Here is a 25,408-nt window from a genome sequence, read left to right as displayed (position 1 = left end):
GGTTCAGTGCGCCTCCGCAGGGGTGTCCGCGTGCCCCTGCCAGGGGTCGTGGTCCTGTCCGGGGGTGGTGGCGCGCAGTTCGCCGCACCCGGTGCAGTGAATGACCTGGGTGTCCAGCGGCGGGTGGTGCAGTTCCGGCCGGTCCGGGTACCGCTCGCGCAGCAGCGCGCGCCACTGTGCCGGTGGCGCGGGTTCTATCCGCACCCGGCAGCGGTGCCGGTCCGGGCACTGAGCGGCCTGCGCGGCGTGCTTACCGACCCGGCAGAGCAGAGCCATGCAGGCGTGCCACTCGTGGTCCCCGCCGCGGGGGACCTGGCTGGCCGCGCGCAGTGCCCACAGCGCCCGCCTGGCCTGCCAGGCCGCCGGGGCCGCCCGGTGCCCGTCCACGTCCTCCACGGTCATGTAGCGCACCGTGTCGGCGGCGAACCCCAGGTTCCGGTTGTCGATCACGTCGGCCACGGCCGAGGCCAGGAACCGCACGCCGGGCCGGGTGGCGACGGCGGCCAGCGCGTTCGCCACCGCGGACAGCACATCCCCCTCGTACTGGAGGCCCACCCGGTCGCAGACAGGTCGTCGGGCGCCTCGTAGTCCACCACCGATTGCAGGTGCTCGGCGTCCTCGACCAGCCCGGCCCGGCGCAACGCGCGCGCCAGCGCGGCGTCGGCCGCGCCTTGGTCCCAGACGCTCTTGCGCGCCGCCACGGGCGGGGCGCCGCTTCGGCGCAGGGCGTCGGTGTAGCGGTGGGTGCCCGCGCGTGTTAGGGCGCGGGCCCTGCGGGTGGCGGTGCTCTGCTTGCGGGGCATCGCTCGTGCTTTCCCGGACATCCCGCGCCTGTCCGCGGCACGGCGGAACCAGGGGACGCGGGCCCCTAGAGACCTTGACCGATGGGGCCTGCCGGGCGCGGGCTGGGTCGACCTCGGTGGGCGGCGTGCGCGTCCGGCCGCAGGTGGCGACTGTAACCTGGCCGCTTTCCACTGCCGACACACGACATGCCGCACGCGCGATGCCCATCAGGGTGACAGGGGAGGATTTTCATGCCCGACACCGACGTCGTCGTCCCCCGCGATGCCGGGGCGCGGTGGTGGAGCACGGGGGTCTCGCCGGAGCCGGACCTGCCCGAGCGGGTCGCGTCCCTGTTGGCCGCCGAGGACCGCGGCACGCAGGTGCTCGCCCACACCAGGGTGCCCGGCGCCCCGGACGCCCACCGCTGGTGGGGGTGCCCCCGCGGGCAGGGGCACGCCGTCGCGGTGCGCACGGTGGTGGACGTGCGCCCGGAACCGTGCGCGGGTCCCGGCCGGTGGTGGCGGCTGTCGGTGCTGGCCTGCCCGTCGTCCGGGGCCCGGTGGGACGTCCTGCGGCACGGGGCCCCGTACCGGGACTATGGCCTGGCCGGTCTCAAGGTCGTCGACGCCGTCGCGGGCCTGGGCTACACCGGGATCACCGTGTTCGAGGGGGACGAGGGGCAGGAGCTGGTGCGGCGGCTGGCCTCGGATCGCGCCGCCGCGGTGCTGCTGCTCGCCCTCAAACCGGGCAGCCGCGCCGAGCTGTGCTCCGGCGGGTTCTTTCCGGAGATCGCCTCGCGTCTGCAGGGCGTGGTGAGCGTCGTCGCCGTCCACGGCGGTGCCCTGCACAGGCTCAACCGCGCGCTGCCCTCGACCGCCAGGCTGGTCGTGGGCAGCGCGCGCGGCCTCTACCACGACGGACAGGGGTTGCGGGCCGGCGCGACGATCCGGATCCCCTCAGACCCGCGCGCCGACCTCTCCTGGACGGTCGCGCTCGGCGAGGCGATCCTGCTGCTCCAGCGCAAGCGGCTGGACGCGTTCGACGAGACCGGGCACGCGCACGCGCCCGACCTGCTGGAGGAGATGACCGCCGTGCTGCACCACCCCTTCCCGGTGGACACCCCGCAGGGGATGCGGAGCCCGGACCGGGACGAGCTCCGCGCGTGGGCGGGCACGGGCACGCGGTGGCGGCAAGACCTCTTCGGCGGCCTCCCCGCGGCCCCCACACCCGAGAAGAGCGAGCGGCGCGGGCACGGCGTCCTCGACAACCTTGTCGCGGACCGGGCTCGCGGGAGGGACGAGCCCGGCGATGAGGATGGGGCCGCGCCGCAGGAGGGCCGGGAGCACGGGCACGGGTGGCTGGCCGACCTGACCGACCGCCTGGAGCGGCAGCGGGCCGAGACCGCTCAGGTACGTGCCCAGCGGGACAACCTGGCGCGGCGACGGGAACTGCTGGTGCGCGCGCTCGCGGACGCACGGGCCCGACAGGCCGGTCGCCCCTCACCGGACGTCGCCGCCTGGCGCGAGGAACGGTTGCTGCTGCGCGGGCGCGCCGAGCGGGCGGAGGCCGAACGCGACGCCGCGCACACTGACGTCGACGCCCTGGGCGCCGAGTTGGACGCGGCGCTGCGCCGGATCGAGTACCTGACCGCGCGGGCACACGAGCGCGGCGACACCGCCGTGTCGTCCGGGCCGGGCCTGGGCCCGGAGCTGGAGCCGGTGTTCACCACCTGGCGGGACCTGCTGCGTGAGGGGCGCGAGCGGCTGGGCGAGCGGGTGTGGCTGTCCCCCCTGCTGGAGGAGAGCACCGCGACCCTGGCGGCGCGGCCGCCGTGGCTGCGCCGCGCCTGGAGCGTGCTGGTGGCGCTGTACGACTACGCCGGGCTCCGGGCCGCCGCCGACGGGCAGGCCCCGGCGAACCTGCACGCCTACCTCGAGCGGCCCGAACGCTGGCCCGGACGCCGCTACCCCCGCACGATCCACGCCCCCACCGAGTCCCGCACCGTGCTCGACAACCCCGCCTGGCGCGCCGAGCGCCTGTTCCCGGTCCCCGACGAGGACGACACGCAGAAGATGGTGCTGATGCTCGAACACGTCCGCATCGGCGACCGGGAAGGACACCCGCGTCTTCACCTGCACGACGACACCGCGCCCACGCGCACCGGCACAATCTACGTGGGCTACCTGGGAAAACACCTCACGAACTCCAGGACGTGAGACCCACAAGGCCCTACGCCCTGCAGTGGCCTGCACGTGCCCTGCGGCACCTTAACTAGTCATGACGTAGTGGTCCATTCCCTGGGTCCAGGGGCCGATCATCCACAGGTCGGGTCCGATCCGGGGCGAGTTGTTCCACACCCGGTCGCGCCAGGCCGGTGGCCAGCGGGTCGTGCTGGAACAGCGAACCCCCTCTAACGGCACGCCCTCCAGGTCGACGTCCTCCAGGTCGGCGTCCGTCACGTCCGCGACCGCTTCCATGAGCTCGACCGCTTTCAGATGATCATTCTCGTCCAGGCCCTTTGTGGCCCGATCGGCCGCCAGGGCATTGATGTAGTCGATTCGAACCTGTGACACCACGTCGTCGATCCGGCTGGGGAGAGTTCGGGCTCGAGTACGTGCGGAATCGAGATCGAGGGCGCGGGCGAGGGCGCGGTCGAGATCGAGGGGACCAGCGCGGCCGCAACCCCTTCCCTGCGGCGCACGCGCGAGGTCTGCCCGACAGCAGGCGGCGTGGCGCACCGGTGACGGGCTACTGCGGCCTTGTGGCCCTGGCCCGCTCGAGCGCCGCCGGCGCCGCCCTCGCGACGGCCGGGTCGGTCGGTCGGAGTGGTCACGATGCCGACGCGGCCGATCGGGGCCGCGCTCCCAGCGGGCGCCGGGTGGGCGCGGATCGCGCTCGTCGCGCCGGTGCTGCCGCTGATGCGGCGGGCCCGGCCCGCCGCTGCGGGCGACGTCGCGGCGCGCGCCGCGGAGGTGTTGCCGGTGGTGCGCTTGCCTCTGCCGGTCACCGACCAGGCCCTGGTGACGGTGGTACCGACCCCGCCCTTTGGCCCGGTCCTCCGGTCCTCCGGTCCAGGGTGCCGGTGTTGGACCTGGCCCCGCGCCGGGGCGACCGCGACGACACGGCCGTGCGGTGGCGTGAGACCCGACTCGCGTTGGACCTGCTCACCCTGGTGCCGGGGGAGCTGGAGGCTTCGCTGTCGTGTCCGCCCGTGCGCCTGGCCGGCCCGGCTGTGTGCTCCGGTGCCGCCGCGCGTCCGGCGGCGTGCGCTGCGGAGGCGACCGGCGATGCGGCCAACGCGGGCATCCCGGCCAGCCGCGCCTGCACGGAAGCACCACCCTCGACCGGCTGGCCGTGGACTACGGGTGCGGGAGCGGCCGCCCCACCCGTAAGGGTTGCTCGTCGCTACCCTGCCGCGGTGACCGACATCGTGCGCCGCTCGGCGCGGGCGCTGCTGTTCGACGCCGACGGGCGCCTGGTGCTGATCCGCCGGACCCGCCCCGGCCAGGCCCCGTACTGGGTGCTCGCCGGGGGCGGGGTCGAGCCGGGCGACGCCGACCACCGCGCCACCGTGGCGCGCGAGCTTCTCGAGGAGTTGGGCGCGGTCGCCGTGGTGGGCGAGCAGGTGTGGCTGGCCACCGACCCGACCGAGGGCGGGGCGTGCGTGGCGCACGTCCACCTGGCCCGGCTGGTCACGATGGATTTCGCCGCGCGCACCGGCGACGAGCCCACCCACCCCTCCTACGGGCTGTTCGAGCCGGACGTGGTGCCGCTGGACGGGCTGGAGGGCCTGGACTTGCGCCCGGTGGGACTGGCGGAGTTCGTGGTGCGCAACGCGCTGGTGCTCGGCGTGGACGCCGCCGCGCTGCCAGATCAGGGCGTGAACGCGAGGTAGGAGCCGAGGGTGATCCCGGTGAAGGTGATCATGTGGCGGGGTTTGAGGCAGGTGAACACCGCGTGCATCACGACCCCGGCCGCCACCGCCCAGGGCGCGGTCTGGGGCAGCAATAGCGCCGGGGGCAGCGCGATCTCCACGACGATCGCGGCCATCGAGGCCGCGCGCCACAGTCGAACGTCGCGTTCGCCCAACCCGCCCGCGTGGCGTAGGACCAGGGTGGGGATGAGGTTCTGGTGTGGGGGCAGCAGGTGCGCGACCTCGCGGTGGACGTGGAAGGTCTGGGCCAGGAGCAGGCCGCTGCGGAACTGGGGCGAGCAGATCTTCTGGTAGGCGGAGTTCCAGTACAGGTCGGTGGTGACCAGCACGATCAGGCACTGTGCCCACGTGTTCGCCGTCCCGGTGCCGGGGGAGGGGAGCGGGCTGTGGCCGAGGTCGCCCGCCGTCAGCAGGCAGGCGCCGAGCAGCAGGCTGTAGCGCACGGCGGCCGGGGCGCGCAGGTAGCCGGTCTCCATGGCCAGCCCGGCCATCGCCACCACCAGCGCCGCCTTCGGGGCCAGTCCGGTGGCGAGGGCGAGCGCGGCGGCCAGGCGCGCCAGGAGCATCGGCCGGTACGACACGAGCAGCAGCCGGGCCCGTACGGGTCCGAGCCTGCGCTGCACCAGCCCGGCCTCCAGCGAGCCGGGGACGAGCCTGCTCCACCCGCCCCACCCCAGGGCCAGGGCGAAGCGGAGGGCCAGGACGGTGCCGAAGACCAGGCGGAACAGTTGCACCCGGCCGGTGCGCACGGGGTGGTCGAACCCGGCGGCCAGCGCCTCAACCCACCACACGGCTGTCCCTGACCTCGATGGGCCGCTCGCCCGCGCCCGAGAGGACGCGGCCGTGGCCGTCGACGCGCTCGTAGGGGCCGGTCGTGCTGGTCAGGTGGGTCAGCAGGGCCTGTAATCGGGTGGGGTGCAGGGCGACGGTGCCCTCGGGCAGGTGGGCGTAGACGTTGACCGGCTCGACCCGGCCGTTGTCGCGGCGGTGGCCGGTGAGGGTGGTCAGGGTGAAGGTGGAGCGGCAGAACATCGTCCACCGCGCCCAGCGCGTCCACCGGGACCGGCCGGGCAGGAACCCGCCGAGCATCCAGGCGGCCACGGCCGCGGTCAGCACGAGTTGGAGCGTCGGTGGCGCGGGTGAGGGCATGGCGAAGCGACCTCCCGGTCTCGGAGGATGCGGTACTCGGGCGGGGCGGGGGTGGCGCGGGGTCTCAGCGTTCCGGGCGGGTGGGGCGTCCCATCAGCGCGTGGGCGGCCTGGGGCGCGGTGAGGTGCCCGTCGAGCAGGGCGACCACCGTGGCGGTGATCGGCAGGTCGACGCCGTGCGCGTGGGCGAGGTCGAGCACGGCGCGGGCGGTCTTGACGCCCTCGGTGGTCTGGCGGGTGGCGATCGCGGCCTGCTCGGGGCTCAGGCCGCGGCCGAGGTGCTGGCCGAAGGTGCGGTTGCGCGAGAGCGGCGAGGTGCAGGTGGCCACCAGGTCCCCGAGCCCTGCCAGGCCGGCCAGGGTGGCAGGGGCTGCGCCCAGGGCCGTGGCCAGTCGGGTGGTCTCGGCCAGGCCGCGGGTGATCAGCAGCGCGGCGGTGTTGTGGCCCATGCCCTGCCCGGTGGCGATGCCCACGGCCAGGGCGATGACGTTCTTCATCGCCCCGCTGATCTCCGCACCCAGCACGTCGGTGCTGGTGTAGGGGCGGAAATAGGGGCCGTGGATCGCGGCCTGCACATAGCGGGCCACGGTCTCGTCCGGGCAGGCGACGGCGGTGGCGGCGGGCTGTTCGTCGACCAGCTCGCGGGCCAGGTTCGGGCCGGAGATCACCGCGACCCGGTCGGCGGGCAGACCGGTCGTCTCGGAGATGACCTGGCTGGCCCGCAGCCCGGTGGACAGCTCGATGCCCTTCATCAGCGACACCACGACCACCTCCGGCGGCAGCAGCGGCTTCCAGGCGGCCAGGTTCTCGCGCAGGTGCTGGGTGGGGATGGACAGCACCAGCAGATCCGCCCCGTCCAGCGCGTCGGCCGGGTCGGTGGTGGCGCGCACCCGGTCGGGCAGGACCACGTCCGGGAAGTAGGAGGGGTTGTGGCGGCCGAGGTTGATCGCCTCGGCCACCGCGGGGCGGCGGGCGTGCAGGACGACGTCGGTCCCGGCATCGCCCAGGATCTTGGACATCGCGGTGCCCCACGACCCGGCGGAGAGCACCGCCGCACGCACTGGCCGGTTCACGTGCAGTTCCTCTCACCGTGTGGATGCCGGTGGTCGGAGCGGTGGACCGGCGGGGCGATTCTAGCCGCGCCCACCTGCCCGACCTGCAATGACGCCCCGAGCGGGTGGTGCAGGGTGAGCAGGACCGCGCGGCGGCCGGGCAGGCGGGGCAGGGTGCGGCGGGCCTCGGTGAGCATCGCCTCGGCCGCCTCGTCACCGAGTGCGGTACGCAACCGGGGCTCGGCGGCGATCCACGACCGGTACAGGCGCTGCCACATCGCAGGCTCGCCGGGCCGTTCGTCCACCTGCTCCAGCACCAGTCCCACCTGCTCGGCCTGGCGGGCCCAGTCGGGGGCGCTGTCGTGGCGGGTGGCCCTGGTGACGACCAGCCTGGCGCCGGGGGCGAGCAGCCTGGCCAGCTCGCGCAACGCCGCCGCCCGATCGCCGGTGGCGCCGAGAGCGTCCACGCACACCACCGCCTGGGCGCAGCCGTCGTCCAGGCCGGTGGAGCGCAGGTCCGCGACACGGAACCCGGCCGCCTCGCCCAGGCCGAACGCGGTGCGGCGTGTGGTCGCGGCGGCTACTGCGACCGGGGACAGGTCCAGCCCGAGCAGACGCGCGCCCAGGGCGCGGGCCAGCCACAGGCCGATGCCGCCGGTGCCGCACCCGGCGTCGACCAAAAGCCCGCCGGGCCGCATCCGCAGCCGGGCGACCAACAGACCCAGCAGCGGCCAGTCGCACGAGCTCGCAGCGTCCACTTCGTGCGGGTGGTCCCGGCCCATCGCCTCGGCGTAGAGCTCGGCGACCAGGCCGGTGCGGGCACGCGCGCCGTGCAGCCGGTCGAACGCCCGAGCGCGCGCCGCCACGTCGACGGGTGTGGCGACGGGTGCGGCGACACCGCCTACCTGCGACTTCTCCGTAAATCCCCTGGTCGTGGGTGGCGGGTCGTCGCCGCGCCCGCGCGGGTGGTGGGCGTGGTCGGCGGTCATCGGGGGACCGTCCTGGTGACTCGTGAGCGGGTGCCGGGGCAGATGACCTGGACGGTGTGCACCGGCTCGCCGGGCAGTGTCAGGTCCAGCGCCACCGGCTGGTGGCCGGTGACCGCGCGCACCCGCTCTGCCACCTCGCCCACCCGCGCGGCGAACCCACCCCGCGGCGGATCGCACCCGCCGATGGCCCGCGCCCAGTCCACCCGCGCGCCCGGCACCGCGGGCGGGGTCGGCCGGGTGGGGGCGTCGAGCGGGCCGTAGTCGCCGGGCAGGTCGTCGCGGGTGCCGGCCAGCACGGTCAGCCGCGACTGCGCGGCCTCGGTCAACGCCCTGGTCAGCGCGATCTGCGGGTCGCCGTGGCAGCCCGCGCCGGCGAAGAGCGCCGGGTGGTCCTCCGACCACAGGCACGCCAGGACCACCGGCAGCCTGTACGGGCCCGTCACCGCGCTCGCCTCCACCGAGAACCGCGCGGCGGCGATCAGGTCGAGCACCTCCCGCCCCGGCCCGGCGGGCACGGTATTCAGGTCGACGGGGGTGCGGGCGGCGGCACGGGTGAGGGTGTCGCGGTGCAGCACGTCGCGTTCGACGACCTCGTACAGGGCGTGCAGCAGCGCCTCCTCGCGGCTTGAGCCGCAGGCAAGGCCGGTGCTGGTGGCGCGCAGCAGGTCCGGCGTCCACGCCGGGCGCGCTGTGCGGCGGCGCACCAGGTCCACCGGCAGCAGCACCGCCTGCCCGTCGCACAACCCGACCCCGGCCATCCAGTCCCACACCACCCCGGCCAGTACCTGCCCAGGTAGGTCGCGGCGCAGCGGCAGCGCGGCCAGCGGGCAGTCGGGGGCGATCTCGCGTGCCGGGCCGCGCGCGAACACCGGCGGGGGTTGTTCGACGTGCCACAGCTCGATCGCCTCGGCCACCGCCGACACCTTGGCCAGCAGGTCGGTGATCCCCTTGCCCTGGGAGGTGGACAGGGTCGTCGCCGCCGGGCGCACCGCGGTCCACACCGGCAGGCCCAGGCTGTCCAGGCCGGTCAGCCGCGCCACGCGCGTGATGCCGTAGTCGCCCAGCCGGGGCTCCAGCAGGTCCCAGCTCTCCTGCGGGGTGCGGGCGCGCTCGGCGCCCGGCAACGCCAGCACCGGGTCGTCGCCGATCGCCGTCTCACCGGCCACGGTGGGCCACCTCCTCGCGTCGGGCGGACAGGTCGTGCAGCAGGCCGGGCACCAGGCGCCGCGCCGCCCGCACGGCCCGCTCCCCGGTGCCCAGGCCGCGCGCGGCAGCCGCGGTGTCGAGTTCGTGTTCGCCGCAGCGCCACAGCGCGGGCAGCACCTCGCGGGCCCGCCGCTCCCACGCCCCGGAAAACCAGAAACCCGGTTCGGCGCGCGCGGCCTGGTCCAGGACCTTGAGGTGGCGGGCCAGCGCGGTCCGGTCCTGCGCGCTCTCCCCGGCAAGCAGCAGCCGCACCGTGTCCTCGCGGCGCAGGTCCAGCGGCGGCGTGAACACCACGTCGGCGGCCAGGCCCGAGCATCCGGCACGCTCCAGCCGCACGGCCAGTGCGACACCCGGCTCACCGTCGTCGCCGTGGGTGGTGCTCAGGTGCTCCAGGTAGGCGCCCCACCGGACCGGGAAATCGGGGTCGAACAGCTGCTGGTAGAGCAGCCGGTCCGCGGTGGGCAGCTCCACCCCGTCGACCCGGTCGCGGGCGAAGGCGTTGGACCAGACCCGGTAATAGGGGCTGTCCCAGGCCCGCGGGACGAGGGCGGGCTCCGGGCGCGGGACGCGGTCGTCCAGGGCGGTGCGCAGGGCCAGCAGCGCGTCGGCGCGCTTGAGGTCACCGAAATGCCGGTTCCGTGCACGCTGGCGCGCCAGCCAGTCGGCGAACCCCTGCTCCCCGTGCCTGCGGCACACGGCCCGCACGGCGGCGGTGGTGCGCTGCGGGTAGTACACCGCCCGCCAAGCCGCCAGCAGCGCGGCGGCCCGCGCGGTGTCGAGCACCCCGCGCGTACACGCCAACTCCAGCACCCGGCGCAGGTTCACCAGCGGCCAGGTCAACGCCTGCCAGTCACCATCCGGTGCCTGCCCGACGGCGACCTCGTCGTCGCCGACCAGGTCCCCGGCGGCGTAGGCGGCAAACACCTCGCCCACCCCCACCATCCCGAAGGGCGCCAGCTCGGCGGCGCGCAACGCGCCGATGCTGGCCGCCCCCACCACGCGCACACCCCGGCCCAGCACAGCCAGGATCTCCTTGTGCCGCACGGCGGGCTGCTGGTGGTACACCCCGTCGATCAGCACCACCGTGTCGCCGGGGCCGATCTCCGGGTCGAACAGGTCGCCGTGCCGGGCCGGGGGCAGCACGCGCACACCGGGCGCGGCCAGCAACGGGTGGGACCGCTCCAGCGTCGGTCCGACGAACACGTGGTGCACGCGATGCCTCCACACGGTCGACGTGGCGGGCGAGGGCCGCCCCACCCTCGCGGTTCACCCGGCGGGGCGGGGCGGCCTCCGAGCCGATGTGCGCTACCGGCCTACGGCTCGTCCTGCTCGACGTCCTCGGCCATCGCCGAGTCGGACGCGTACTGCGCACCGTCGGCGGGCGTGATCGGCAGCAGGCCGAGGACGTTGTCGGACTTCGACGTCAACTCCATGCTCATCTCCTCGTTTCTCCTCGGGAACCTGGGTCGGCGCCGACCGGCGCCGCCTGGTCCCCAGTCCACCGCCCACCCCCACGCCCCGGCCACCCTCCCGAGGTGGTGAGTGGTGACGAACCCGCAGGTGAGGGTGTCGAACCGGACGGGTGCGGCGGGCGGGGGTGTCGACTTCCGGGGCGGCCCGCCGAAGTCGACACCCCCACGGCGCGATCGGCCCCCTTCACACACCCCGAAGCCGCTACGTTCTGTCACAACCGGGGAGAGGGGGTGGGCGATGACGGGGACGGGGACACGGGGCGGGCGCAACGAGCGCCTGGCCGCCTGCCTGGACGAGTTGGGCTGGACGCCGGGCCGCCTGGCCAGGGAACTCAACACGCTGCTGGGCGCGCGGCAGGTGGCCCGCTCCACCGTCGTCGGGTGGATCGGCCACGGCCGATTACCCCACGACCCGCTGCCCACCGTCACCGCGCACCTGCTCGCCGAGGCCACCGGCCGCCCCCTCGATGCGGCCGACCTGTGGGGACCGCGCGCCCGCCCCTCACCCACCTGGACCCGCGCCGACGCGGGCCTGCCCCCACCGCACGCCCCCAGGGCTACCGTGGAGACGGCGGCACAGTGGGCAGGCCGGAACGGGGACGAGATGAACCTCAGCCGCAGGACCCTCCTGGCCATCAGCGGCCCCGCCCTCATCAGCGCCGCCTTCGCCGACACCACCCCACCCCCACCCGCCGCCAGCACCCCGGTCACGCCGCCCGGCCCGGCGGACGCCGAGCGCGTCACCCCCGCGCTCGCCGACTTCTTCGCCGGCACGGTCACGAACCTGCGCGACCTGGACGACGACGAGGGCGGCGGCGCCCTGCCCCACGCCCGCGCCCAGTTCGCGCTCCTGGCCGACCACGTGCGCCGCGACCACTACACCGACACCGCCACCCGCAGGCGCACCGTGCACCTGTGGGCGCAGATGGCCGCCACCGTCGGCTGGATGGCCATGGACGCCGGCCACCACGGCCTGGCCCAGCGCTACTTTCTCACCGGACTGCGCGCCGCCCACCACGCCGCCGACCCCGCCCTGGGCTCGCACCTCTACGGCTGCCTGGCCTACCAGGCCATCGCCCGCGACCGACTCCGCGACGCCCTCGCGATGGCCAACGCCGCCATCACCACCGCCCGCACCGCCCCACCGGCCACCAAGGCGTTGGCCGCAGCCCGCCACGCCCACGTCCACGCCGCCCTCGGCGACCTGCACGGCCTGCACCGCTCCACCGACGAGGTCCACACCCACCTCGAGCACCCCGACGCGCTCACCACCCGCCCGCCGTGGCTGTACTGGATGACGAACCTGCGCGTGGTCACCGGCCAAAACCTGATCACCGCCGGATTCGCCGACCACACCCCCGACCGCCGCCGCACCGAACTACTCACCCAGGCCACCCCGCTCCTCAGCGGCTGGCTCGGATCCCACGCCGAACACACCGCGGATCGCGACGGGCTGCTCCACGGTGCCTGGCTCGCCCGCTCCTACCTGCGCCAAGACCGACTCGACCCCGCCCTGGCCACCACCAGGTCCCTGATTCCCCACATCACCGGCATCCGCTCCACCTGGAACCACCGGGTCCTGCACGCCCTCGCCACCGACCTCGACACCCACCACCTGCACGGCCACACCGCCGCCCGCCAGGCCCGCGACGCCCTGCGCGCAGCACTACCACCCACCAGGTAGACGCGCGCCGGCGAAGACCGCGCCCGAGGAACCCCGATCCGCCCACCCGGCTCCCGGAGGTCACCCGTGCCCACCCGACGCACCCTGCTCGCGGCCTCCGGCGCCGTCCTGCTGCACGCCGCGACCGGCGAAGGCATCACCGGCCCGATCGCCCGCCAGGCCAGCGAGCACGGCCGCCTGACCCCCGACCTGCTCGACGCGGTGGAACACGCGGCCACCACCGCCCGCCACCTGGATGAACGGCACGGCGGCGGGGCCGCCCTGACCTGGGTCGGCGACCAGATCACCACGCTGCTGCACCTGCTCGACACCACCTCCTACGACCTGCACCAGGCCCGCCGTCTCCACACCGCGCTCGCCCAACTCGCCCAGACCGCCGGGTTCATGGCCCACGACGACGCCCACGACGGCCCCGCCCGACGCTGGTACCTCATCGCCCACCGCGCCGCCCACGCCGCCCAGGACCACGCCCTGGCCGCCAGCGTGCTCGCCCTGATGTCCAACCAGGCCACCGCCCGCGGCGACCACCCCACCGCCCTCGCACTGGCCCAGGCCGCCGACCGGGCCGCCCGCACCGCGCCGGGCCTCGTGCGCGCCCTGGTCCGGGCCCGCGGCGGCCTGGCCCACGCCGCCGCCGGCGACACCCACGCAGCCCTGACCGCCCACGAGCAGGCCCACGCGCTGCTGGAGGCCGACGAACCCGCGCCCGACTGGGCCGACTACGTCGACGACGTCGAGATCGACGCGATCGCCGGACGCGGCCTGGTCGCCCTCGGGCGCACCCACCGCCCCGACACCGCAACCCTCCTGGCGAGGGCCGTCCCGCTGCTGTCCCCGCGCGCCTACACCGACGACCACGACGTGCACCAGCGTTCCGCCCTGTGTCACGGCGCCTGGCTCGGCCTGGCCCACGCCCGTGCCAGCGAACCCGAACAGGCCGCCGAAGAGGTCCGCCGCGCGCTGCGCCGCCTGCCCGAGGTCCACTCCACCCGCACCCTGGGCCTGCTGGCAGCGCTGCGCACCCAACTGGTCGCCACACCGACACCGCAGGTCAACAAGGCAGTGCAGGAACTGGACCGCCACCTCGCCTGAACCAACCGACCTCGCCCAAGCCACAGGGTGCTTGCGGGGGCGAGGGGCAGGAACGCGCGCATCCCCCTCTTATGCGCAACGACCGCCTCCGCCCCGCCGCCCGTCCCCTTCTTATGCGCGCACAACCCGCCACCCCGCCGCACCGGCTCTCCTGCCCCATCCGATCAGGAGGAGCAAGAGCCCAGCCCGCAGCCCTGACGCAGGGACATCCCCCTCTTATGCGCTACGCCCCAGAGCGACTCCCAACCCCGGCGCACACGCGTTCACCACTACCCCAGGGCATCGTGACCAGGCAAGACCTTGTGGGCTACTACGAACCGGAGGAGAAGAAACCCTTCGCGTCTCGCCACGCGCCTGCGGCTGTAAAGAGCCAATCGAAGACGTCGCCTGCTCCATCAGCTACGACAGCGACCGGTCCGGGGCGCTGAAGGTGGTGACTCACGGCGCCGTCGAGATCGGCCTCGACCCCGCCGCGGTGCACCAGTTGTACGCGACGGGCATCCTCTGGGGTGAGGCAGCGGCGCAGGCGTCGATCGCAGCGGCCATCCGCCGAGGAAGCCTCCAGCATGCCCGCGACCTCGTGCGCTCGGTGGCTGTTCCCGGTCATCAGGTCACCGCCCTGCGCACCGTGGCTTCGGCTCTGGCGGACGCCGGAGCATCAAGGGTGCCGGGGACCTCGCTCTCACGATCGAGCAACCGGGCGCACGGGCAACGTTGACGGCGTCCATCGCCCGCGTCGCCGTCCTCGGCGGGGCAGACGACACGGCAGCCGATCTGCTCGACCAGGCCCGCGCCGAAACCCGGACCGTGACGATCGCTGTCGAACGTGCTCGGGGCTCTTGCAGCTCTGGGCGAAGCGCAGTGCGCAGTCGGCGATCGTCCCGGCGCGATCGCGTCGATCGCAGGTGCACGCGAGACGGCCGAACTCGCTGGCTGCGACTTCGGCGGACCTCGATACACCCAGGCCGTCGTCGCGACAACGGCGGAAAAGTCGGGATGCCCGAAACAGCGGAGTCGATCGCGACAACTCTCGACGATTACTTCGTCACACGCGACGGGGGAGCACCTTGGCCGGGTCCGTCGCCGGAAGTGGCGACTACGCTCGTGTCCGGCAACTCGCCGCGCAGCGCGGCCAGGACGAGCATGCGTCGATAGTGGCCCGTGCCGCAGTCGCGGCAGCGACCCAAGGATACCTCGAAATCGCGGTCGAGTTGCTGGCGGAGTCGGAACGCATCCCAGCCACGACCTGCGATGCTGCCCTACAGGACAGGGTGATGGTGGACGCCGCGCAGGCACTTGCCCCCATCGGTGCCTGCGATCACGCGCATACTGTCGCGTCCTCGATCACAGGCAGCCTATATCAGGTATGGGCCTTTCCGGCCCTGTGTGTCGATCCTGATGCGGATCGACACACACGCGCCGTTGGGCGACTGTTCCGGTTCGCGTCGTGACACCTTTCGGCACGCGAACTCATCTGAGTGAACAGTGCACTTGTTGAAGTGGTAATACACGAACTTTCCGTGTTGCCTGAGAGGGCTCGCTCGAATGCCGACCTGTGATGGTCGTGGAATGCATCTATTGGGGTTGGTTGTGGCCATTCGGGCCCGCCTCGGGATTTTCGGTTCGATCAGGTGGTGCCGCGGTGAACACGGCCGCCGATGGAGCGCTACGGCGGTAACGGCCAACCGTGCGCGGTGCCCGGCTTTGCCGGGCAGGTCGACCGTGCCCAGCGATCCCGGGCACGGTCGTGCGCGGCGCCACCGGAGAGGCGCTCTCAGCGGTCCACGGTGCCAGCCGGGCCTACGGGATAGGGCGGGATAGGACGTAACGGGCGGCACAGCTGTGCCGGGGCTGGAGTGGCGCGGCTGTGCCACCCCAGCCCCGGCACAGCCGTGACACCGGTGGCAACCTGCCGGGGGCGGCAATCTGCCGGGGGTGTGGACAACCGACGATCAAGGCGGGATGTCCCGATCCATCAGGCATGCCGCGGCGCTATGGTCCTGGTTTCATTCCTCGAAATGCCGGCGTGATTTGCCGAGTCGGTCGCGCATTTCATTCCTTGGAAAATTTGACTTCCGTCGTGGTCGGTGTGACGATGCCCGAGCGTGGCCAACCGGGGGGCGGTAAATCGGATGATCGGGTCAGAGCGACTCAATTTCGCGATGAAGACGGCCGTGTGGCGTCCCCTGTGTGCTCGAATCGAGTCGATGACGATGGCGGAATGCGTGCCGCAGAATGACGGTGGATCCGCTGGCGGCGCGACGTCCCGGTGAGGTCGCATGAGCATTCGCGTGATGACCTGGGTGTGGGAGCACGCCGAGGTCGCGGGTACGGACCTGCTGCTGTTGTTGGCCATCGCCGACGCCGCCGACGATCAGGGAAGCAACGCCTGGCCGTCGGTGGCGGATCTGGCCCGCAAGACCAGGCTCGACGAGCGCACGGTGCAACGTCGACTCAAAAGACTGCACAGCCGCGGCGACATCGCGATCGAGCAGGGCGGCGGACGGCGGCGCAACAGATACGCCGTCCTTCGATTCCCGAAACCCGTCCCGCAACAGACACCATGGTCCCGCAGCACACCTGCACCGCAGGCCGTCCGCAGGGCAACGCCAACTCGATCGCCTCAGCCGGGGCCTTGGCACGCGCGGCAACCTGCGGGTGCCGACTGGCCTGAATGGTGTGGCAGTTGCGACGGCCCGGCGCCACACGAGCGCTACGTCGAGGACGACAGCGGAGCGCTCGTGCCCTGCCCACGCTGCCGTCCCAAGGGACCTGCCGGTTAGCGCCGAACCTTCCCGAAGCGATGGGAAAACGCTCGATAATCCCGTTGGACCAGCAACAACAGGTTCAGGATGTCGCCGCGACTCACCGCTGGCCGCGCTGAAGTCGGATGCTAAGGCGGCGACGCGTACAGCGCCGTCGTGACGACTGTCGACGAAGGCCAAAGATCCCGCCTCCTGCAGGGCCACGATGTCGTGTTCCTTGACCAGGGTCAGCACGCCGGGCTCGGCCGCGTCCTCCCGGTCCCACTTGACCTGTCCCTCGGTGTGGGTGCCGAGCGTGTTCCAGGTCGCGTACGTGTGCGCCTGGCGGGCCGACGGCGTTGCGATGGCCACACCGTGACAGGACAGGGCGAGCGCGAGGCAGCAGAGCGTGCTCGCGAGTGTTCGGGGCGATCCCATGGCGTTCCTGCGGTTGTTCCCGGCCTGCGGCGCCGCAGACCGGCAGTGCTGCCCGAGACCGAGGGAACCAAGCAGACCGGGAATGTCGTGCGTGGTGTGACGGGCGGGTCGGTGCAGGCCGCGCGCTGGTGGGCCAGGAAGCGACCGCAGCCCAGGCATCCACGTTCCCGGTCCGGCGGTCGGTGACCATCGGACCGGGGACGTTCGGGGTCAGTGCGCGAGTTCGGGGGCGAGGGCGGCGGCCAGGGCCGGGGCGGGGACCCAGCCTCCCTGCTCCGCCGGGATCTGCACCTCGCGCAGCGGGTCGGTGAGCAGTTCCTCGGTTGTGGCGGGGTAGAGGCGCAGTGTGGTGGAGCCGGGGACGATCGGCACGAGCACTTCGCCCGCGCGCAGGCACATCGCCCGCCGGGCCGCGATGCGCTGCTCGTGCGCCACCGCCTCGTCGGCCTCCTGGCCCTCGCCGGGCTGGGCGGTCGCGGTCTCGGTGTGGGCGCGGGCGACCACTGCGTGCACGCCGTGTCCGGCCAGCAGGGCGGCGACGGCGATGGCGAGGCGGTCGCTGATCACCAGCAGGCGGGCGTGGCGGGTGATGCGGGTCAGCCGCTCGCCCGGCGCGAGCACCACCCGCGCCCCCGCCTCGTCCACCAGCGGTGCTGGTGGGGCGCCGAGGGCGTCCCACCAGGCGCGGGCATCCGTTTCGGCGCGGACGGGGTCGACGGCGGTAGGCGCAGCGGTGGACATGAACACTCCTCGGGCGGTAGCGGCGGGCGGATCATACGCCCCTACGATTCGCCCGCCCACCTGCGCGAAAACGATTTCGCCCCTATTCTGGCGCGCCACGGCCATCGGGTCGTCCGGGGCGTCCACGAAGGCGGGCGAGCCCACCCGTCAGAGCCGTCTCCCGGTGGCCGCAGGCAGGCCACCGGGGACGGCCTGGTGCTGGTGGTCAGCGTCGTTGCCGGTCGGCCTGGACGGTCACCGCGAGGTGTCAGGCGGTGTCGGCCGCGTCCTGCAGCCAGCGGCGGCCGGGCCGTCGTGCCCGACGCAGGCCCGGCCGCCACCAACGGACAGCCCTCCTGAGCCCGCCGACGCGAGGGGCGGGCCCGGACCCTGTCGACCAGGGGGAGGCCATTACGCGCGGGCGGGGGCGCGTCGTTGCCGACCTCGAGCGCGACACCGGCCCGGCCTCGTAGAAGACGTCCGCGGCCCTGGGCGCGCCAGCTGGCGACGCCCCGTCCGCCCCCGCACGTCAACACGATCGGGTGACAGCGAGGACGCCGTGAAACGGCGACCTCCCGTCCCCCGATGGGGGTGCGGATCGTGCGTCGTGGCGACCGCCGCCTGGCACCGGTCCCAGCCCCTGTCGGGCGCGCGTCGGGCACGACCGCCCGGACGGCGGGCACGGGCTATTCCGAGCAGTGCGACAGGGGGAGAGCGGGATGCTGGGATCGCAGGACATCCTCGTGGCCGAGCGCGTGGTCAGGGCCCTGGACGGCCAGGAGCAGCGGTTACGGGAGGCGCAGCTGTGGCCGCAGGTGACCGCCCTGGCCTGCGGGGAGCTGCCCGCGCTTCCCGTGGGCGACCGGCTGCAGCAGGCCTGCGGCAGCGCTGCGGTGGCGCTGCGGTGGCGTCGGGACGGGCGGGTGGTGTGCTCGATGCACCCGGAGTTGACCGCGCAGATCACCGCATCGACCTCGGAGCGGTTCTCCGGCGCGGTGTTCGCCCGCCTGCCCTACGCCAACCCGCTGGTCGTGTTCCCCGCGCCGATCCCGGTCACCGCGCCCACCGGCGAGCCGGCGCGCGTGCTCGGCTTCCACCTCTACGGCGGCACCCAGGCGCCGGGTGAGCAGGGGCGGCGGCTGTGCGGCACGCACGATCCGGCGCTGCGGTCGCTGGGGATCATGGCCGTCTGCGAGATCCTGGACTCGCGCGGCGGGGTGGTCGACGTCGACCTCACCAAGATCTCGGTACCGGCGGTGGGCCGGTTCACCATCGCCGAGGCCACCGAGGCGACGCTGCGCACCTACCAGGTCGACCCGAGGTCGGCCCCGCTGTCACGGGATCGGCGCTCGGAGTGGGTCACCACGATGACCGGGCTGGCGTTGAACGTGCTGCTCTACCTGTGCAGCCGCACCCCCGACCTGGAGGAGGTCGGCGCCCGCTCACGCAAGACCGGTAAGGCGAAGTCCGTACGGGCCCGGAAGGACGCCCGGCCCCGCATGGTCAGGGTGGGCTGGCGGCTGGGCCCGGCCCTGACCCGCGCCCTCGCCGAGCGTGAGCGGCGCGGTCCCACGTCGGGCACCGGCCCGGCGCAGTCGCCCCAGCACCGCCGCTGCCACTTCAAGACGGTGTGGACCGGTCCCGGCCGGGAGGTGCCCGACGTGGCGTTCGTGCTGCCCTACTGGACCCACCGGGAACTGCTCGACACCGACACCGCCATCACGGTCATCCCCGTCACTGCCGACTAAGCCCCGGATCGGCGTGCCACCCGCCGGAGGGCGTCCGCCGCACGTGGTCGGTGCGCCTACCGCGGCCCTGCCGCAGGTCCCATCACCGCAGGAACGGGCCCGGCCCCGCCAGCGCGGGAGGGACCGTAACGCGCGGACGGTGTCGCGTCGATCTTCGTGGTGACGGCAGGTCCGGCGTGCTCGCCCCCCGACACGCCGGGCCTGCGTCCCGACCACCCGAACGACCACCAACCCCCGGCGGGGGCGGGCGGCGGTCAGTCGGGGGTGTCGTGGCCGGTGCGCTGGTGGATCGCGTACGCCCGCAGCGCCTCGTGCACCACCCACAGCAGCGCGCCCACCGCCGAGACCCCGGCCAGGACGGCGCTGCCCTCGGCCGCCCGGTTCAGCAGGGCGTTCTGCAGGGCGAGCAGGAACACGTGCGCGCCCACGACGAGGAACGTCACAGCGGGGCCGTCCGGCCAGTTGCGGGCCTGGCACCAGTGGTAGGCGTAGCGGGGCAGGCAGGCCGCGGCGATCGTGGCGCCGGTGAGCGTCAGCGCAGCGAACACCGGCACCGGGCGGGTCAGCCCCGAGGAGATCCCTGCCCCGCCCAGGGCGCCCGCCCAGGCCAGCGCGGTGGCCACGATCGTCGCCACGGCCAGCGCGGCCGCGCCCAGGCGCGCCGGGCCGGGCAGGAACGGGAACAGCAGGACCGTCAGCCGCCGCGCGGCCTCGCGCACGCCCTCGCCGCGGCGGGGCTTGTCGGGGCGGGCGGCCTTGTCGGACAGGGTCATGGCGGTGTCGCTCTCCATCCACTGGTCGCATGCGGGAGAGCCCGGTCTAGCAAGGTCTCGACCGTTCCCAGGGCTCCCCGGTGGTGCCGTACCCGAACGGACGCCACCGCGCGGGAGCGCGGCATCGGCGACACGCGACCTGGGCGCTGCGGTGATCGGTGGCATGCCCAGGCGGTGCTGCGGACGATGCACCCGTTGGGGCAAGGGCATGATCGCCGGGTAAGGCGGCCAGCGGGTCGAGGATGCGCACCCAGTTCTCGAGCAGCCGCTGCGCGGTGTCGGCAGCACTGCACAGCTCGGCGAGCTCGTCCCCGAACCCGGTGCGGGTGTGGTGCAGCAGCGCGAGCTCGTCCTCGGTTGCGGTCCCGGCCAGCACGCCGATGAGGGTCCGGAAAACTCCGCCGCCAGCTCGCCGCAGAGCCCGGCGTGCTCACGCGCCGCTGCAGTTGCCGCCGGGCCGCGTCCACGCAGTCGAGCACCGACCTCAGCGACACCGCCCGCCCACCGCCCTCTTCGACACCGTCGGGGCGACGGTCCTGGGAGCGGACCCGTCGTTCAACGCCGTGATGCGGTCACCGCTGCAGCCATCCGGGAGAAATCCTGCGACGCGAGACAGCAGGGGGACTGGAAGCGGAACCAGGGGGTTGCCCATGGCCTCGACCTCGACACGGAAAGGCGGCCACGATCCCCACGAACGGGGGCCAAAGGGCTGTGATCAGCGGTTTCACGTCTACGAGGCCAGTGCGACGGCCGGGGTAAACCGTAGCACCGTGCTACGGTTTACCCCGGCAGGATGAGCAGGCACCATAGGTGCGCCAACACCTGCGGGTCCCGCCCATCCGTCTCTTAACAACCGGTCCTGTACCTCACCCGCGGTCAGCGAAGTGCAGAAGTACACGGACCAGCAAGGAGAGCAGCCCGGTGGCCGACAGGAACTCGTCGGCCACCGGGTCGTTCTCCATCAGGAGCAGCACACCCTCGACGACGAAAACGACCAGCGGTCGGGCCTCGGCGAAGCGTCGTTCCCACCTGCCGTCCTTCTCCGGTCGATCATCGGGTGTGTCGTCCGTACCGCTTTCGGAGCGGGTCATCACATATCCCCTTGGGCATTGGGCCCTTGTCCTGGTGACGTGGGCTCGCTCAAGGTGTCCATCCAGTACGGGCGGACACGGCTTGCGCCGCACCAGCCCAGCCCTGTTACCAGCCCTTGCTTGCGCAAGGGGCGCGGCGACACATGGGGCCGGATCGGGCGTCAACTCCGCCTTCAGGGGTTCTCGACGCTCACTCCAATCGCGACAGGGAACACCTTAGCCCATATCCGAGGCAGCGTGACAACCCGGCCGGGAGAAGCGGCCACGTTCTGCCGAAAATCGTCGACACAAGACCACCCGAAAGTGTCACCCCCTCCGTGCAACTAGCCTGAACTGGGGTTATGTAGCCACGACTTTCCCGGATAGCGAATTCGCGAAACCGAGGATCGTGACCGTCAACAGCCGGAAGAAGAACCGCGAGATCCAGCGTTAGAACATGCAGGAACTTACCGCCAACGGCGTGGGGCAACTAGAAGTAGACGGTAATGCACACACAGGAGTTCATCATCGTGTGGAGGATCGCGGCCCCCAACACGATGGCCGTCGTAGCAAGTGGCGCGGTACCCGATCGCGTGGCCGTTCACATGGGGTGTGATGCGACAGTTTCGGCGCAGTGCTCCGGGATCGACCGGACCGACCGACGTGCTGCCGTCCGTGAACGCGATCCGCTCCCGCTGGCCCCTGTCGCCTGCACCCGGTGGTTGCCGGGCCCACCAGCCCTGTCCCTAGCCGGGCACCTGCCTGTTTGTCGACGTCGACGCGTACCGCACCTGGCAGGGCCCTACGGGGCGTCGTCGTACGCGACCGGTGACGTCTGAACCTGCCCCTGGAGGCAGAGATCCTTCCCGTTGCGTCTTCGTCGATGCCCGCGCCCGACGCCGCACAGTGGAGGGACGGCACAGCAGCCCGTTTTCGGAGGCCGCCGAGGTCGGTTGCCCTGAAGCCGCTCGGTACAAGCAGCCCGAGATAGGGCCAGTACCTCGACGCTGAGCGTCAAGGGCCGGGATGTGGCCAGCCCCTGTTCGCAGCACCCAGGGGTCGACCGGTCACGGCCCTGTGGCGAGGCTGCGCCCGACAGCCTGTCTGCCGTCCTCACCCACCAGTGGTGTGGCGTCGAGCTTCCCTCGGTCTCGTGCCCCCGGCGAGGAACGCTTGTCCATATTCACCGCCCGTCCGACAGGTACAGCCGATCACCTGGTGCAGACTGCGGGATTTCTACTGGTCAGGGCCGCCCGTAAGGAGTTCTCGGTGGAGACCTCGGTGCGGTTGGCCGCGTTGGACAGCGTTCCGCACGAGGTGGTGCTGGCCCCGGAGAACCCACCACGCCTACCAGCACACCTACTTGCACGCGCTGGGCGAAGGGGCGTGGGCGGGTTGATCAAGGGCTACTACCGGGCGTTCCTGGAATCACTGTCGCAGGCCACCGCCACCGCCACCGCCTACCCCGTGGAGGCCTACCCCCAGCAGCAGGCGTCGCCGGGGTTCCGGGCGGAGTTCCTGCGCACGCTGGAGCGGCTGTGGCCGGATCCGCTGGTGGATGGCACCCCGCACGGGGTGGTGCACATGCGGGGTGCCCACACCGACATCGACGCCAACGTCGACCGCGCCTGGCTCGCCCAGGGCTGCGTCCACCGCGCCGAACACCACCTGGCCGCCCACCTCGCCCAGGCAGGCACGCCACCCCGCGACCACGCCTGTTCGCCACCGAACTGGCCCACACCAGACTGCGCGCCCACGACGTCCCCGGCGCCTGCGCCGCGGCCCGCTCCGCATTGGACTCGATCGGACGCACCGCCTCCCCGCGGGTGCGCACCCGCCTGCAACGGGCGGTCACCGGCCTGCGGGAGCGCCACACCGACCACCGGGGGCACTGCGCCCTGCACACCGCCTGACACCGCACCCGCGCCACCACACCCACACCACCGAGAGGCAGAATGCACCGGAGGGACTTCCTGCGGGGCGGCGCGCTCGCCGCCACCGTGCTCGCCGAGCCCGCCGCGCTCGCCCTGCCCCCATCCCACCACCGCAACCACCGCAGCCGGACGGGCGCCGAGCAGGAGGGCGGACGCGAAATGGCTGGACGGCGAGCTCGCGCACCTACGGCGGGTGGACCAGCAGGACGGGTCCCGGCTCGTGCACGACCGCGTGGCCGCGTTCGTGCACGACAACATCCGCCTGGCCACCTGCGCCGGACACGACGCCGAGCTGCCCTGCCGGGTGTGCTCGCTGCTGGCCCAAGCCCTGGGCCTGGCCCGGCACGGCGGCGACCGGGCTTACGCGGCCAACCTGCTCCCCCACACCGCCCGCCTGACCATTACCCAGGGCGAGCGTCTGCCCGCCGGGCAGGCCGTCGACCACGCCCGGCACGCCGTCGGGCTGGCCCGCATCGGCCACACCGCCGCAGGCGCCCAGGCCACTCCTGGCCTGCGTGCCCTGCTGCACCTGACCACCGCCCGCGGCCACGCCCTGCTCGGCGACCGCACCGAGGCCGGCCACGACCCGGAGGAGAACCTTCGTGGCCGTTGCAAGCGGCTGCTTCTCCACAGGCGACAGGCGTGTGGAGGGAGGTTGCACCGAGACCGGGCCAGGAGTTGCTTCCCCTGCGGCACTGGGAGCGGGATCGCTCTGGTGGATCACAGTCGAGGGAAGAGAGCGCAGTTGGAGCCATTTATTGCGCCATAGTTGCAGCTCGACATCACCCTCGATCTTGCAGCCGCGCAGGTACGCCTCGAGGGTGGTCCACTTCGGAGGCAGCCGTATGCCAGTGGCGATGCGCTGGGCACTGGACTTGGACACCGTAGGGGTCCTGTACCTGCCCCGGCTTTTGTTATCGTCGCTGATGCTTTCGCTGTTCAGAGCTATCGCGCCGTAGGACAGACCAGAGACGTCGCGCAACTGCCGCAGCGCGGCGACGTAATCAGCCTCGGTACCTGCGGTCAGTGCCCGGTTCAGCGGAGTGTCACGCACCCCATCCAATGACGCTGTCGAAACATCCTCGTCATCAGCCGTTCGACGGGCAGGTGAGCCGAAGGACAGAGGGCTGTCGGTTGCGTACGTTGCGGGGTTTGCGGCGTAGAGCATCGTCGCTCGTCGGCGTGGGGGGCGCGGCTTTCCGCTGGTGGCATGGCTGCGTGCGAGCTCGCTTGCCTTGTCGGTATGGGTCCGGTGTACAGCCCTCCACAGATTCTCCCAGGCACGCATGGCCTCAGGGCTGCTCTCGCCGGTCGCGATGAGCACCGCCTCGACCACGTGCCAGCCCGGCAGCGTTCCGCTGTTGATCAGAAAGTTCTTGAACAGCGTCTCGGAACGGCCGGTACGCCGGACCATCTCCGTAACCGTGAGGGGGATGCCCCCTCGGTGCAGCAGACGCAGCAGCTCGGCCCGGAAGGCCGCCACCGTGGTGACGGCCTTCCGGGAGTCGAGCAGCGAGGCCGGTGATGTCGACATCGCGGTCATTGTCGTTCAGACGCGTCGGCGGCGTCGCACGACCGCCCCGCCCCGCGACAGGGCCTTCAACGCTGCAGGCCGAGGCTGACGGGGAGTTACCGCACCCGTCGTCGCCAGCCGCACATCGGCGCCGAGCAGATTGGGGACCAGTCCGGAGGTAACCCACCCGGCCGCGCCGACGACGCCCAGCGCGGCGAACGGGTCCATGCCGAAGCGCTGCAACACCACAAGCACGATGACCACCAACACGCACACCGCGCCGTTGGTCTTTAAACGGGCGCCCTGCGGCGATGAGCCACAGGGACGGCCAGGACCCGTGAGTCCAGGCAATGAGAACGTGATCATCTTTTTCGCTTCCATTAGATCTGAAAGAGATCGTCCTAGGCCGGACGAGCTATCGCCCTGCAGCGGACCCGAAGAGTCGCGCTTCACCGGATGCATCGGATGTGCCGTCCGACGCGATGAAGTGCCCCCGTGAGAGGTCCGACGCCAAACATCATCCAGTCGTAGCCGCCAACTGCCCAACCTAGGTCGTCCCAAAAGGCCATTTAGTGACTTGCATCACGTGAGCTTTGCGGGTGTGTTGATCAACGACTGTGCGGCTCAGTTGCCGCTTTGCCTTGTCAGGAGGCTTCTGAGTCGTCCCAAAACCAGTTTGAGTCATGTGCATCAATTACTGATCCCACCCCAAGGTGTGGGCGCACGGCGGTCGAGTCCTCGATTCGATGCCGGTCGGGCACCTCTTCCACTAGGCCGGACGAGCGCCCACACGTGGTGGGATCCCCTGTGCCGGGGGATCCCACCACGAACAGAATCACTCCCGCAGGAAGATCACCCGGTCTCTCGACACCACTAACAAAGCCGATGCCAGCCAGGCACAGCCTTCGCAGACGAGTGCCACAGACCGCCAGCCCTACCACCAAGCGCCTGTCGGTCGTCGGCGGACTGCCGATGTACGAGACCGCCTTGCAGGAACGCCACGCAAGGTGCACCTAGTGCTGCATCTCGGAACGTTGACCCGCTAATCGGCCCGGTTGGCTGACGGTCCAGGCTGGTCCTCCCATGTCGAGCGGGAGGTGGTTGTGGG

Annotated in this window: 20 protein-coding genes; 6 read left to right on the top strand and 14 right to left on the bottom strand. The window is 72.5% G+C overall.

The features are described 5' to 3' along the window. Positions 1–3: 3 nt before the first annotated feature. Positions 4–555 (bottom strand): hypothetical protein, encoded by a 552-nt coding sequence (locus tag LV78_RS26600; protein WP_253848379.1) that lies wholly within the window; start codon positions 553–555, stop codon positions 4–6. Between the two features lie 479 nt (positions 556–1,034). Between LV78_RS26600 and LV78_RS26595 the strand changes: the two genes are divergently transcribed. After that, positions 1,035–2,999, top strand: coding sequence for a hypothetical protein (locus LV78_RS26595; RefSeq protein ID WP_253848378.1), 1,965 nt, complete (start codon positions 1,035–1,037; stop codon positions 2,997–2,999). 51 nt (positions 3,000–3,050) lie between these two features. On the opposite strand, the gene LV78_RS26590 is transcribed toward LV78_RS26595, so the two are convergent. Then, entirely contained in the window at positions 3,051–3,521 is a 471-nt protein-coding gene (locus LV78_RS26590; RefSeq protein ID WP_253848377.1) for a hypothetical protein, read from the bottom strand. Between the two features lie 680 nt (positions 3,522–4,201). On the opposite strand from LV78_RS26590, the gene LV78_RS41765 reads away from it, so the two are divergent. After that, positions 4,202–4,678, top strand: coding sequence for an NUDIX domain-containing protein (locus LV78_RS41765; protein WP_253848376.1), 477 nt, complete (start codon positions 4,202–4,204; stop codon positions 4,676–4,678). On the opposite strand, the gene LV78_RS26580 is transcribed toward LV78_RS41765, so the two are convergent. The 6 genes from LV78_RS26580 to LV78_RS26555 form a co-directional block, all read right to left on the bottom strand. Beyond that, positions 4,657–5,508: a hypothetical protein gene (locus LV78_RS26580; RefSeq protein WP_253848375.1), complete on the bottom strand. Its 852-nt coding sequence runs from the start codon at positions 5,506–5,508 to the stop codon at positions 4,657–4,659. The two genes, LV78_RS41765 and LV78_RS26580, sit on opposite strands and share 22 nt — an antisense overlap. Continuing rightward, complete coding sequence (locus tag LV78_RS26575; protein WP_253848374.1) at positions 5,495–5,866, bottom strand: hypothetical protein; 372 nt, start codon at positions 5,864–5,866, stop codon at positions 5,495–5,497. Before LV78_RS26575 ends, LV78_RS26580 begins: the two co-directional genes overlap by 14 nt. Positions 5,867–5,930: 64 nt before the next feature. After that, positions 5,931–6,938 (bottom strand): NAD(P)H-dependent glycerol-3-phosphate dehydrogenase, encoded by a 1,008-nt coding sequence (locus LV78_RS26570; RefSeq protein ID WP_253848373.1) that lies wholly within the window; start codon positions 6,936–6,938, stop codon positions 5,931–5,933. Continuing rightward, positions 6,935–7,906 (bottom strand): class I SAM-dependent methyltransferase, encoded by a 972-nt coding sequence (locus LV78_RS26565; protein ID WP_253848372.1) that lies wholly within the window; start codon positions 7,904–7,906, stop codon positions 6,935–6,937. The genes LV78_RS26570 and LV78_RS26565 overlap by 4 nt, the downstream gene beginning before the upstream one ends. Further along, positions 7,903–9,072, bottom strand: coding sequence for a YcaO-like family protein (locus tag LV78_RS26560; RefSeq protein ID WP_253848371.1), 1,170 nt, complete (start codon positions 9,070–9,072; stop codon positions 7,903–7,905). The genes LV78_RS26565 and LV78_RS26560 overlap by 4 nt, the downstream gene beginning before the upstream one ends. Continuing rightward, positions 9,062–10,324, bottom strand: a complete 1,263-nt coding sequence (locus LV78_RS26555) for a TfuA-like protein (RefSeq protein ID WP_253848370.1) — start codon at positions 10,322–10,324, stop codon at positions 9,062–9,064. The genes LV78_RS26560 and LV78_RS26555 overlap by 11 nt, the downstream gene beginning before the upstream one ends. A gap of 498 nt (positions 10,325–10,822) precedes the next feature. Between LV78_RS26555 and LV78_RS26550 the strand changes: the two genes are divergently transcribed. The 3 genes from LV78_RS26550 to LV78_RS26540 all read left to right on the top strand — a co-directional run bounded on the left by LV78_RS26550 (position 10,823) and on the right by LV78_RS26540 (position 16,143). Beyond that, positions 10,823–12,268, top strand: a complete 1,446-nt coding sequence (locus LV78_RS26550; protein ID WP_253848369.1) for an NsdA family TPR-like regulatory protein — start codon at positions 10,823–10,825, stop codon at positions 12,266–12,268. A 66-nt stretch (positions 12,269–12,334) separates the two neighbouring features. Continuing rightward, positions 12,335–13,360, top strand: a complete 1,026-nt coding sequence (locus tag LV78_RS26545; protein ID WP_253848368.1) for an NsdA family TPR-like regulatory protein — start codon at positions 12,335–12,337, stop codon at positions 13,358–13,360. A 2,279-nt stretch (positions 13,361–15,639) separates the two neighbouring features. After that, positions 15,640–16,143 carry a helix-turn-helix transcriptional regulator gene (locus tag LV78_RS26540; RefSeq protein WP_253848367.1) on the top strand — a complete coding sequence of 168 codons (504 nt, stop codon included), beginning with the start codon at positions 15,640–15,642 and terminating at the stop codon, positions 16,141–16,143. A gap of 609 nt (positions 16,144–16,752) precedes the next feature. Here LV78_RS26540 and LV78_RS26535 read toward each other — a convergent pair. Continuing rightward, entirely contained in the window at positions 16,753–17,283 is a 531-nt protein-coding gene (locus tag LV78_RS26535) for a hypothetical protein (protein WP_253848366.1), read from the bottom strand. 698 nt (positions 17,284–17,981) lie between these two features. Here LV78_RS26535 and LV78_RS26530 point away from each other — a divergent pair. Beyond that, positions 17,982–19,010 (top strand): AcrVA2 family anti-CRISPR protein, encoded by a 1,029-nt coding sequence (locus LV78_RS26530; protein WP_253848365.1) that lies wholly within the window; start codon positions 17,982–17,984, stop codon positions 19,008–19,010. A gap of 254 nt (positions 19,011–19,264) precedes the next feature. Here the strand turns inward: LV78_RS26530 and LV78_RS26525 are convergent, their stop codons facing one another. The 5 genes from LV78_RS26525 to LV78_RS26505 form a co-directional block, all read right to left on the bottom strand. Continuing rightward, positions 19,265–19,801 (bottom strand): hypothetical protein, encoded by a 537-nt coding sequence (locus LV78_RS26525; RefSeq protein WP_253848364.1) that lies wholly within the window; start codon positions 19,799–19,801, stop codon positions 19,265–19,267. A 28-nt stretch (positions 19,802–19,829) separates the two neighbouring features. Further along, complete coding sequence (locus tag LV78_RS26520; protein WP_253848363.1) at positions 19,830–20,159, bottom strand: hypothetical protein; 330 nt, start codon at positions 20,157–20,159, stop codon at positions 19,830–19,832. A 490-nt stretch (positions 20,160–20,649) separates the two neighbouring features. Next, the gene (locus tag LV78_RS26515; protein ID WP_253848362.1) at positions 20,650–20,874 is read right to left on the bottom strand and encodes a hypothetical protein; all 225 of its coding nucleotides are present in this window, start codon (positions 20,872–20,874) and stop codon (positions 20,650–20,652) included. Between the two features lie 2,097 nt (positions 20,875–22,971). Then, positions 22,972–24,321, bottom strand: coding sequence for a hypothetical protein (locus tag LV78_RS26510; RefSeq protein WP_253848361.1), 1,350 nt, complete (start codon positions 24,319–24,321; stop codon positions 22,972–22,974). 15 nt (positions 24,322–24,336) lie between these two features. Continuing rightward, the gene (locus LV78_RS26505; RefSeq protein ID WP_253848360.1) at positions 24,337–24,753 is read right to left on the bottom strand and encodes a hypothetical protein; all 417 of its coding nucleotides are present in this window, start codon (positions 24,751–24,753) and stop codon (positions 24,337–24,339) included. Between the last annotated feature and the right edge of the window lie 655 nt (positions 24,754–25,408).

The organism is Actinosynnema pretiosum (assembly GCF_024171695.1).
In the GTDB taxonomy this organism is placed as follows: Bacteria; Actinomycetota; Actinomycetes; order Mycobacteriales; family Pseudonocardiaceae; genus Actinosynnema; species Actinosynnema pretiosum.
This window is presented reverse-complemented; position numbering and strand designations above follow the sequence as displayed.

Coding starts and splice junctions, on each gene's coding strand:
- LV78_RS26565 (WP_253848372.1), bottom strand. CDS start 7,906: ATGACCGCCGACCACGCCCACCACCCGCGCGGGCGCGGCGACGACCCG.
- LV78_RS26510 (WP_253848361.1), bottom strand. CDS start 24,321: ATGTCGACATCACCGGCCTCGCTGCTCGACTCCCGGAAGGCCGTCACC.
- LV78_RS26535 (WP_253848366.1), bottom strand. CDS start 17,283: ATGTCCACCGCTGCGCCTACCGCCGTCGACCCCGTCCGCGCCGAAACG.
- LV78_RS26575 (WP_253848374.1), bottom strand. CDS start 5,866: ATGCCCTCACCCGCGCCACCGACGCTCCAACTCGTGCTGACCGCGGCC.
- LV78_RS26540 (WP_253848367.1), top strand. CDS start 15,640: ATGAGCATTCGCGTGATGACCTGGGTGTGGGAGCACGCCGAGGTCGCG.
- LV78_RS26595 (WP_253848378.1), top strand. CDS start 1,035: ATGCCCGACACCGACGTCGTCGTCCCCCGCGATGCCGGGGCGCGGTGG.
- LV78_RS26525 (WP_253848364.1), bottom strand. CDS start 19,801: ATGGAGAGCGACACCGCCATGACCCTGTCCGACAAGGCCGCCCGCCCC.
- LV78_RS26530 (WP_253848365.1), top strand. CDS start 17,982: ATGCTGGGATCGCAGGACATCCTCGTGGCCGAGCGCGTGGTCAGGGCC.
- LV78_RS26515 (WP_253848362.1), bottom strand. CDS start 20,874: ATGACCCGCTCCGAAAGCGGTACGGACGACACACCCGATGATCGACCG.
- LV78_RS26550 (WP_253848369.1), top strand. CDS start 10,823: ATGACGGGGACGGGGACACGGGGCGGGCGCAACGAGCGCCTGGCCGCC.